This window comes from Streptomyces sp. NPDC046870 (assembly GCF_040704595.1).
Lineage (GTDB): Bacteria > Actinomycetota > Actinomycetes > Streptomycetales > Streptomycetaceae > Streptomyces > Streptomyces argyrophylli.
Genome location: NZ_JBEYXM010000028.1, coordinates 95281 through 105604, shown reverse-complemented (window position 1 = coordinate 105604; position 10324 = coordinate 95281). Strand labels below are relative to the sequence as shown.

Sequence of the window (10324 nt, the reverse complement as noted above, 5' to 3'; positions counted from 1 at the left end):
CGCCGATCCCGTCGGGGACCGGCACCAGGTCGGCGGCGTCGACGACCACGTGAGTGGCCCATCCCCCGACCTTCAGCAGTGCGGCCACCCGGGTGTCGAGCAGACCCGCATCGACGCCGTCGCCGATCGCTGCCACCGTGCCGACCAGGTCGTAGCCGGGGACGAACGGGAAGGGCGGCTGGTCGTAGTAGCGGCCGCGGCGCATCTGCTGCTCGGCGAAGGAGATCCCGGTCGCCTCCATCCGGACGACGACCTGGCCCGGGCCTGCGGCCGGCACGGCTGTCCGGCGCATCTGGAGCCCCTCCGGTTCGACCTTGCCCGGCAGCACGACCTCGATCATCTCCGCAGCGTTCATGGCGACCTCCATCGATCTCGGCCAGCACTGTTAGTGGCTGGCGCTTCCGTTAGAAGTTATAACTGACTGCGTGAGCGATGGTCAAGAACTTCCGTAATAAGCTCTAACCCACAGCGTCCGTCGACCGGCACGCCCGGCCGCCGGGCGGCCCGTGATCCAAGAGGGAAGGAACCGCGCTGTACCGGTACTTCGCCAGCCGGGACGACCTGATCACCGAACTGATCCGGGACGCCTACCGCAGCCTCGCCGACACCATCCGCACCGCCGCCGCGTCAGGCACCGATCTGGCCGGACTCGGACACACCCTGCGCACCTGGGCACTGGACGACCCCCAGCGCTACTTCCTCATCTACGGCACACCGGTCCCCGGCTACCAGGCACCCCAGGACATCACCGCGATCGCCTCCGAGATCATGGAAGCCCTCCTCAACGCCGCCCAGCCCACCGGCGGTTCCGCGCCCGGCCCGGACCACGACCACCCCGACACCCGTCTGGAGACCCACCTCGCCCAGCACCGGCAATGGGCCGCCGGCCACCCCGCGCAGCCCACCGCCCTACGCCGCGCCCTGCACTTCTGGACCCGCCTGCACGGCATCCTCTCCCTGGAACTGGCAGGCCACTTCACCGGCATGGACCTCGACCCTGCCGAGCTCTACGACAACGAACTGCACCACCTGAGCCCGTAGGCGCTCCCTCTAGATGCAAAGTGTTGTTCGGTCGCCAGTGGCCGAGCTGTCGCCGGCCGCCGATGCCCGGTGTTGGCGGGCAGCAGGACCTGATCTTCGTCGCCGACGGCGAGGAGCCCGCGCTCAGTCGGCGGCGAGGGCGTGGCGCCGGGCTACGGACCTGTGGGCAGCAACTGCTGACGGCTCAGGTCGTCGCGTACAGCTGGTACCAGGCACGTATTCCAAGGCTGCGGTATTCCTAGGCCAACAGGGCGCTTGGGCGGAGGCGCTGGGCGCCAGTTCAGTCCTGGCATCAGCAGCCCTATGCCGCCTTGGCCTCGGTGCCGGTCAGGGTGGGGCGGCAGCGGCTGGACACCGCGACGTGCCCCGGCCCGCGCACGAAACACGAAGCTGCCCCGCGTAGTGGAATCTCGTTCAGGAGGCGGCGGCGTTGCCTGAGTCTGTCTCGGGCAACGGTGTCCTGGTCTCCGGCGGCGCCGCGGTTGAGGCTCCGGTTCCAGAGGGCACTGGCGGGTCCGGGTCGGGTGCTCGCAGAGTCCGCACGCCGGGGGACGCGAGCGCGGCGAGGCTGGCGATGATGATCACGCCGGCGAACGCCAGCAGCATGTGGTCGGTGCCGAAGTGGTCGGCTGCGGGTCCGGCCAGGGCGAGGCCGAGCGGGGCGAGAGCGAGCGATCCGAACCAGTCGTAGGAGCTGACGCGGGACAGGGCTTCCTCAGGCACTTCTCGCTGGATCGTGGTGGCCCAGAGCACCCCGAAGAAGTCCAGGCTGATGCCGGCGGCGAAGGCTCCCGCAGCGACACCCCACACCGGTGCGCCCGCCCCGAGCAGAGCCAGGGGCGCGGCAGTGGGCAGGGTGAACAGGACCGCGGCCAGGATGGGCCGGCTGACGCGCGCACGGGCCGCGATGCCGGCACCGGCCACGGATCCCAGAGCTTGGGCCGCGACCACCACCGACCAGGCCCGGGCTCCCCCGAAGTGCGCACGTGTTGCCAGTGGTCCCAGGACCCCGGCGTTGGCGTTCATGGCCGCGACCACGAAGGAGAATTGGACGACGACTACCCACAGCCACTGGCGTGAGGCGAACTCGCGCCAGCCTTCACGCAGGTCACGCCAGCCGGAACTGGCCTTGCGCGGACGGCGGCCCAGCCGCAACGAAGAAGTGAGTGCGGCGCTGATGATGAAGGACAAGCCGTTGAGGGCCAAGGCCCAGCCCGCGCCGACCCAGGCGACGGTCACACCCGACAGCGCCAGTCCCAGCAGCAGCGACGTATTGGTGCCGACCCGCAAGAGACCGTTGGCCCGCTGCAGGGTGTCGGCGGCCACCAGTTGCGGGATCACCCCGTCCATCGCGGGCCCGAACAGGGCCGAGGCGGTGCCCGCCGCGACAGCCAGCGCACACAACGCGCCAACAGGGGCGTGCCCACTGAGCACGAGCGCAGCGAGGCCGCCATAGGACAGAGCGCCCACGACGTCCGAGACCGCCATCAGCCATGAACGCGAGACGCGGTCGGCAACCACGCCACCCACCAGGACCAGCGCGAGCTGCGGAATCGCCTGACAGGCGACCACGAGGGAGAGCTCTCCCGGAGTGGCGCCGGGCAGCGAAAGCACCGCGAAGGCCAACGCGACCCGGGCGAAACCGTTACCGAGAACCGAAATGATCCGGGCAAGCGCGAGCCGCACGAAACCGGCGTTACGCAGCAGTGAAGGGGGACGCCGCTCAGCAACCGACATGGATGAGCACCTTACGCTGCCCCGCCCTCACGACGAACTGATCCAGCCGCACGGGAAGCGGCCAGAGCAGTACAAGGCGGCACAGTCGATCCACGTCCGCTGACACACCAGCCGGAGGCCCGCGCTCAGAGTCGGCCGGCCAGGTAGGCGTTCCATTCTCCGCCCGCGCGGCGGGTCCACTGCAGTACGGAGCTGATGCCGAGGAGATCGGCGAGAACGGTAGCGCCGCTCGTGCTCAGCGCGGCCGGGCGGGATGTGCTCGCAACATTCTCGATCGGCGTAGCCGTCGTCGGCCGCGCCGACGGCACGGCCGGGGCCGGCCTGGGCTCGCGCGGAACGAGAGCGGATCCGGGGGCGTGGTGGCGGGGCCGGCGCGGGACGGCGGTGGACTCGGCGGCGGGGCACATCGGCGCGGTCCAGGACCGGCTGCCCGGAGTAGGGCGTGGCCGGGGCGAAGTCGCGGGGCGGCGGGGGGCGACGGTCCCCGGCGTGGACCGGCGCGGGACCACGGGAAGCGGACCGGATGCGACAAAGCCCAGCTGGACCGGCTCGGGAAGCGCTGGTAGCCGGGCGCAGGATCATGCGGCCCGGACGGCTCGCCGGGCACGGAAGCAGTGTTCTCCAGCGGCACGGTCGACTTCAGGCAAGCCCGCGGTACAGCACCGTCGGGTCTGGTTCCGTCGCGTAGATCGTCCATACCGACCAGTCTCCTTCTGCCCCCAGCTTGGTCCGGCTGACACAGCTACCGACCGTGACGTTCCTGACCGCCTGCGGCGTCCGCCCAGCCGAACAGCGCTTGTACGCCGACGCCTACAGCCTCTTCGCTGCCGGCCGGGGCGGGTGCGGGCAGCTGCCAGTAGACGCGCTCACCGCGGGCCTGCTCGATCGCATGGAACAGCGGCAAACGAGAGCAACCCTCGAGGGCCTGCGTGCTCATGCCCGGCGACGGCAGAACGCACGGGCCGCGCGAGGTAGCCGTCCTGACGCCCCCGGCCGGGCGCACCGCCGAGCTGCGCGCCCGGCCGGTGCCAGCAGCCGACCCCACTGCCAGTACCGGCGCAGCTTTTGCACCAGGTCGTGCGCGTCCTCAGTGCGACGGTCTATCTCCAGCAGCAGCACCGGCACCCCGGCCGTCGGCGCCCGCACCACCAGGTCCGCCCGCTGGACGTACCCGTTGCCGAACCGGTGCGGCATCTCGGTGGCGAAGCCGAGCCGGTGCCCGATCCCGGCACGGTGGAATCCGGCGGCCGTCGAGGTGACCGCAGCGGAGTGACCGTCGTGACTGGCGCCGAGCAGCTCCCCCGGTGACCCGGTCAGGAGGCTGTGGCGGTGACGGACGGCAGGAGGGGAGCCGCTACCGCGAGGATCGCGACAGCGAGGGTCTTACGGAGTGCGAGGGCCATGAGAGACAGCACCTTTCATGCTGCAAAGAGTGAGAGCCCTCAGGGGCACGGGAGCCGTGGCGAGCGTTTCCAGCCAGGAACTGCGCCTGCGCGCAGAGCGGCGAGCGGACGACGCCTCTGGACGCTGTGGCGGCGCGCCGCTCACTGTTCCTTCGAGGACGGTTACTCCACATGGAGGCACAACCGTCCCTCAACCCGATTCGGAAGGCTCGCGATGCCGGTCACGAAATAGGGATCCGGGATGCCCGGGGGAATCTGGCAGCGTACGGTCCCGCCGTAGAAGATGCCCTCGATGCGGAACGCGCCGTGGACGGCACCTCTTTCAGGCGCCCCGTTGAGGGCCGTACAGTCTTCTCCCACCGCGCGGGGATCGCCTGCGGTTGACTGCACCACAGCGCACCGGTAGGTGGGCTCCTCCTGCGCCTGAGCGGCTGCCGCCGTTGCCCATGCTGTCCCGGCCAGCGTCACCGCAACTGCGGTGGCTGCTGCCCATCGGCCTACCGCCATCCGGCTACTCCGCGTCTTCACTGAGTCCTCCACCTGTGGATTGCCGAGGTTGCCAGAACGCATCCGCCTTCCCGGCGTGCCGGCCAGCGGACGGGTTCGGCATGAGTGAACCAAGGCTTGCGGCGGCGAACCTTTGCTGCTGGAAAAGCGTCACTCGCCGGGGACCCTAAACCCCACGCGGCGGTGAAGCCGCAGCTTTCCCCTCAGGTGGGCAGCTCCGGCGCACACCCGGACCCCTCAAGTTGGTCCGAAGGCCACGCTGGGACAGCGCCGTAGCCTCCACCAGACGCCCGAAAAGTTGGGCGGCGATGGCGGGCCTGCAGCCCCGCCGCCGCCTGAAGGGCAGGTGAGCGGGTCGACCCAGCCGTTCGCGGTCAGCCAGTTGTCGGGCACGTAGCCGACTCCCTCGAAGCCCAGGTTGGCTTCGTCCTCGCTGCCGGTGTCGAGCTGGGGGAAGCAGGGTGTGCTGTACCTGGGTCGGACGTACGGGTCGGGGGCGGTGAAGGTGCCGCCGGCGTCGACGGTCGGAACACCCCCGCGTCGGCAGGGAGGACACCGCCTCCACGGTGGGGAGATCTTGCTCGGCGGAACACCCTCGCGGGCGCGGGGACGACACCGCTCCACAAGGTGAGCTGTGGCTGGTCGACGAGCTACCCCCGCAGGCGCCCGGACGACGGCTTCTCGGGCTGCTCGTGCCTCTTGTCCGCGGAGCTGCCCCGCGGGCGCGAGGACAACCAGACGGCCAGCGTCATGCCCGCCCAGACGACCGAGCCACTCCCGCAGGCGCGGGGACGACCATGAGCCGCGCACGCCCGCGCCTCCCGTTGCGGTCGAACGCATACGCTGAGCTACCCCCGCGAGAACGTGGGCTGGCCTGCGTGCTGGAGGGGGCTTGTGCTTCGGCGGGCACCCCGCCGCACCCCGTAGTCAGATGAACCGTCGTGCGACGGTAAGGGCCCGGCGTCCCGAAGCCGGGATGCCGGGCCCCCTTACCGGGGCGCGATCAGGCGGGGCGGATGTTCTCAGCCTGCGGGCCCTTCTGGCCCTGCGTGACGTCGAACTCGACCTTCTGGCCCTCCTGCAGCTCGCGGTAGCCCTGACTGGCGATGTTGGAGTAGTGGGCGAAGACGTCGGGGCCGCCGCCCTCCTGCTCGATGAAGCCGAAGCCCTTCTCGCTGTTGAACCACTTCACTGTGCCCTTGGCCATGACTGTCTCCTTTGAGGGAAACCGGGCACGCACGCTGCGCGACCGGGAGGTGATCGCCCTGGTCCGGAGAGGCGCTGAACAGCAAGAACGCCCGTGAGGCGATCACGGGCGAACGGAACTTCGGAACCACGACTGCTGATCACAACGCTATAACGGCATGACGGAAGCCGCTAGCGAAAACACGCCAGTATCCGGCTCGGAACGAAGGGCTGGATCGCCCGGTGAGGCTCGGCCGACGGTGATCAAGCAGCTTCGCGCCCTTCTTCTGCACGAGGCTGCGGCGAGGCATGGCCTCCGCTCATCAGCCCGACATCATCGAAGCCTGAGCCTCGGCCCGGCAGCACGGTCCGCGGTTCCGGCGGCGGGCCCGCGAGCATCGAGGTCGGGCACGCCCGGACCGAACGGTGCCGAATCCGCCGGGCTCGACGAGGCCGATCGCCTCGCCGTGGGCGGCCGGCGGGTCCGCGAGGGAGTCGGTGTTGCGGTCGACGGCCCTGTCGCCGCGCTCCAGGGCCGCCTGCGCAAACTCGCGGCCGAAGCCACGGGAGGAACCGGTGACATCGCGGCGGTGCACCCCGCTCAGATGTTGCACAAGATCGGACAGCGTCCACTCGGGGCAGGCCGGCACCTGCGGATGTCCACCGTCACCCCGGACAACCGCAGTCGATTTTCACAGTGGTACAGGGGCACGCAAGGCGCGCAACATCGGCCGCGCATCTGGGCCATCCCCCCAGGCGAGTCCCCGGCTACGCCCCGCCCACAACGCGCGCACGGGCATGCGCACGTCGCGGGCCACTGCACGGGACGCGCGGGTGGACAGCGCGCGTGCCGGTGAAGCGGTCAGATCGCGGGACTCATCGACTCAGCCGCCGCTCTTGCGCCTGAACGACCGCTGGCTCGCAGCCGGGCCGTGCGCTGAACGCACCTTCGACGTATCGGACTTGGCGGCAGCATCAGCGGCGTCCGCCTGCGCACCGCGCTTGCGCGCCAGGGCTTCGCGGAACTTGCGCTTGAGGTCGTAGTTGCCGTCGCTGTCCGGCTCCAGAGGGGACGTCTCGGGGGCAGCCGGCTCCGAACCTTCCGTAGACACGGGCTCTGCGGTCATGGTGGCCTCCTGGGTTCGGGGGGTGAGCAAGCACAGCTTGTCATGCCGGGCGCACCAAAGGCGTTGACATCACAGGTGAGGCACACAGGACGGCTCCGGGCCGGGCCGAGGGTTGCCGATCCCGTGGCCAGGCTGCCAGGGCAACGGCTCTCAGCCGTTGCGACGCACGAGGGCGGCCCTGCGGGCCTCGGCGAGCTTGCGGGCCTCGCCCGCCTTTCGGGACTTGCCGCCGGCGCCGTGGGAGGTGCCCTTGCTGGTGCCGAGGCCGCGGAAGGGAGCGTTGGTGTTCTTGGGTCGGGGGACGGCGGGCCCGCCGTCGAGCGGGGTCCCGGAAGGAGTCTTGGCGCCGGTGATCCGGCTCAGCTCCGCCTCGCCCGAGCGCACCTTGGTGACGGTCGGCTCGATGCCGGCCCCGGCCATCATGCGGCTCGTCTCACGGCGCTGGCCCGCCAGCACGAGCGTGACCACCCTGCCGGACTCACCGGCGCGGGCGGTGCGGCCGGCCCGGTGCACATAGTCCTTGGCATCGGTGGGCGGATCGACGTTGACCACGAGATCGAGGTCGTCGACGTGCAGGCCACGGGCCGCGACATTGGTCGCCACCAGAACAGTGATCTGGCCGTTCTTGAACTGCGCCAGGGTCCGTGTGCGCTGTGGCTGGGACTTGCCGCTGTGCAGGGCCCCGGCGTGCACACCGCTGGCCCGCAGATGCCGGGTGAGCTGGTCGACGGCGTGCTTGGTGTCGAGGAACAGCAGTACGCGGCCGTCGCGGGCGGCGATTTCCGTGATGACGGCGTAGCGGTCAGGGCCGTGGACGACCAGAACGTGGTGCTCCATCGTCGTGACCGTGCCCGCGGCCGGGTCGACCGAGTGGACGACGGGGTCGTGGAGGTAGCGGCTGACCAACTGATCGACGTCGCGATCGAGGGTGGCCGAGAAGAGCATCCGCTGACCGTCGGGGTGCACCTGGTCGAGCACGTCGGCGACCTGCGGCAGGAATCCCAGGTCGCACATCTGGTCGGCCTCGTCCAGCACGGTGATTCTCACCCGTCCCAGGCGGCAGGCGTTGCGCTCGATCAGGTCGTGCAGGCGTCCGGGGGTGGCGACGACCACCTCGGCTCCCTGGCGCAGCGCGGCGACCTGCCGGCCGATCGGCGTTCCGCCGACGACCGTGGCGATCCGCAGCCGCAGTGCCTGGGCGTACGGCGCCAGCGCCTGGGTGACCTGTTGGGCCAGCTCCCGGGTAGGCACCAGGATCAGCGCAAGGGGCTGCTTCGGTTCGGCACGCCGCCCGGCCGTCCGTGCGAGCAGCGGCAGGCCGAAAGCGAGCGTCTTGCCTGATCCGGTGCGCCCGCGTCCCAGGATGTCGCGCCCCTCCAGGGCATCGGGCAGTGTGGCGGTCTGGATCGGAAAGGGTTCGCGCACCCCGAGTTCGCTCAGTGTCCGCAGCACCTCCGTCGGCAGTTCCAGACCGGCGAAGGTGACGGCCGGGAGCAGCGTCGGGGTCGTCGCCCCAGGCTGGGCGGGACTGCCGTGAGCGATACCGGAGTCACTGGGATGCTTCATAAACAGCCTTCCGCAGGGGAACGTACCGAGGAAGGCCCGGCAGGTTTGGACAGCCCACGCACAAGCCGAACGGAACAGACAGAATCGCCCACCGTGACGACCACGCAAACGCATGACACTAACACACGGCATGACCTCGCGCCGCTGATACCGATCGTCCCTGTGTACGGCTGCTGGCAGCGGGTCGACCTGGAGCAACCGTTCCCCTGAAGAACGGCCCCAGCCCACGGGCGAGCTGTCGAGCCGCTCACCGAGCCTTACGAGCGGGACGCCGGGCGGGGCAGCAGACCCCTGCTGCGGTGCAGGTCGGCAAGCCGGACGCCGTCCGGCCCGATGCTGACCATTTGCCGACCCGGACGCGGCGACAGACCCTGCGGGCAGGGCGGACCACGCCGTCCCCGTCGTGTGGTGCTCGCCGCGTTTGCGGGTACGGCAGCGTGCCCGACGCATGGCTCATTCCGGGCCGACGGCGCCGTGGCGGATGCGGACGCTCTCCCCAGCCCTCGGTCGTGCGCGGCGTACCACGGTCGGGTTGTGGCCCAGGCGGTCGTCTCGACTCCTTGGCCCCGTACGCACCCAGTGGGAGCGCCTGCGCACTCGAGGGGCGGAGCCGAGCGGCAGCGTGCCGCCTACCGCCACCGCTCCACCTGCCCGACGTCGTCGACCACGTCATCGCCGCCACCTGCCCCTCGCAGGTGCCCTGAACAGCGCCAGCGGGCGTGCCCACGGGGCAGACCCGGCCACGGTGAAGCCCCAAGAACGCGCTTCGGGGACGCGGGCGTGAGCGCCCCGTGCCGGTGGCCCGCCCGAGGAGGGGGCTGATCAACCCGGCGGGCTGCACGGGAGCGACACCGATCTCTACGAGGACCGGTGTCTGCCGCAGCGAAGCCACCTGACGCGCTGGGGCGCCAAGCAGCACGGCGGCCTGGTCTACTGCCGGAAGACTTCCACCCGCTGCAGCTCGACGTCCGAGTTGGGGCGGTCCTGTGTGGTGGGAACGTTGGCGATCGCGTGGACGACGTCCTGGCCGCTGACGACCTGGCCGAAGATGGTGTGCTTGCGGTTCAGGTGGGGGGCCGGTCCCTCGGTGATGTACCACTGGGACCCGTTGGTTGCGGGGCCGGAGTTGGCCATGGCCAGCACGCCGGCGCTCCTGTGGTGCAGTTCGGGGTGGAACTCGTCGGGGAACGTGTAGCCGGGACCGCCTGTTCCCCAGCGTGAGGCCGTGTCCTTCGTGCGGGTGAGGGGGTCTCCGCCCTGGATCATGAAGCCGGGGATGACCCGGTGGAAAAGCGTGCCGTCGTACAGCGGCGTGCCCTTCATCGACTCACCCGAGACAGGATCGTTCCAGTCGATGGTGCCCGTCGCCAGGCCGACGAAGTTCTTGACCGTGCTGGGGGCCCGGTATTCCTCGAGGCGGACCACGATCTCGCCGAGAGAGGTGGTCATGCGGGCATGGAGCTGTCCGCTTCCAGGCACGTCGATGCTGGGGAATTCCACAGTCGCAGGTCCTTCCGGGTCAGGTGGGCAGCATGCCCACGGCGTGCGTGCCGGCGATACCAGCGGGGTGCGGGCATCGCTGAGTTGAACGGTACCCGCAAGATCAACGAGGTGGCGGTGCCGTATGTCGCCGCCACCCGACCCCGCCTTCCGCGAACTGGCGGGGTCGGCCCGGCAAAGCCGGGCTCTCAGGGCGGGCGCTGCCGGTGCCCGGCGTCCGTGCGGTTCTTGGGTGCCCGGCCGGCCGAGCCTGGTTCG

Annotated in this window: 7 protein-coding genes and 1 pseudogene; 1 reads left to right on the top strand and 7 read right to left on the bottom strand. The window is 70.4% G+C overall.

Annotated elements, in window-relative coordinates; translation table 11 throughout:
* A partial coding sequence (locus AB0946_RS36160; RefSeq protein WP_366764932.1) for an alcohol dehydrogenase catalytic domain-containing protein occupies window positions 1-355 on the bottom strand: 355 nt, incomplete at its 3' end.
* Between the two features lie 167 nt (window positions 356-522).
* On the opposite strand from AB0946_RS36160, the pseudogene AB0946_RS36155 reads away from it, so the two are divergent.
* A pseudogene (locus tag AB0946_RS36155) lies at window positions 523-1041 on the top strand (TetR-like C-terminal domain-containing protein); the annotation flags it as partial.
* 414 nt (window positions 1042-1455) lie between these two features.
* Here the strand turns inward: AB0946_RS36155 and AB0946_RS36150 are convergent.
* The 6 genes from AB0946_RS36150 to AB0946_RS36125 all read right to left on the bottom strand — a co-directional run bounded on the left by AB0946_RS36150 (window position 1456) and on the right by AB0946_RS36125 (window position 10015).
* Window positions 1456-2778, bottom strand: a complete 1323-nt coding sequence (locus tag AB0946_RS36150; RefSeq protein WP_366764931.1) for an MFS transporter — start codon at window positions 2776-2778, stop codon at window positions 1456-1458.
* 742 nt (window positions 2779-3520) lie between these two features.
* Window positions 3521-3715 carry a hypothetical protein gene (locus AB0946_RS36145; RefSeq protein ID WP_366764930.1) on the bottom strand — a complete coding sequence of 65 codons (195 nt, stop codon included), beginning with the start codon at window positions 3713-3715 and terminating at the stop codon, window positions 3521-3523.
* Window positions 3716-5691: 1976 nt separating this feature from the next.
* Window positions 5692-5895 (bottom strand): cold-shock protein, encoded by a 204-nt coding sequence (locus tag AB0946_RS36140; protein ID WP_014670069.1) that lies wholly within the window; start codon window positions 5893-5895, stop codon window positions 5692-5694.
* 862 nt (window positions 5896-6757) lie between these two features.
* The gene (locus AB0946_RS36135; protein WP_366764929.1) at window positions 6758-7000 is read right to left on the bottom strand and encodes a DUF5302 domain-containing protein; all 243 of its coding nucleotides are present in this window, start codon (window positions 6998-7000) and stop codon (window positions 6758-6760) included.
* Window positions 7001-7150: 150 nt separating this feature from the next.
* Window positions 7151-8566, bottom strand: a complete 1416-nt coding sequence (locus tag AB0946_RS36130) for a DEAD/DEAH box helicase (protein ID WP_366764928.1) — start codon at window positions 8564-8566, stop codon at window positions 7151-7153.
* A gap of 930 nt (window positions 8567-9496) precedes the next feature.
* Window positions 9497-10015, bottom strand: coding sequence for a peptidylprolyl isomerase (locus AB0946_RS36125; protein ID WP_366764927.1), 519 nt, complete (start codon window positions 10013-10015; stop codon window positions 9497-9499).
* Between the last annotated feature and the right edge of the window lie 309 nt (window positions 10016-10324).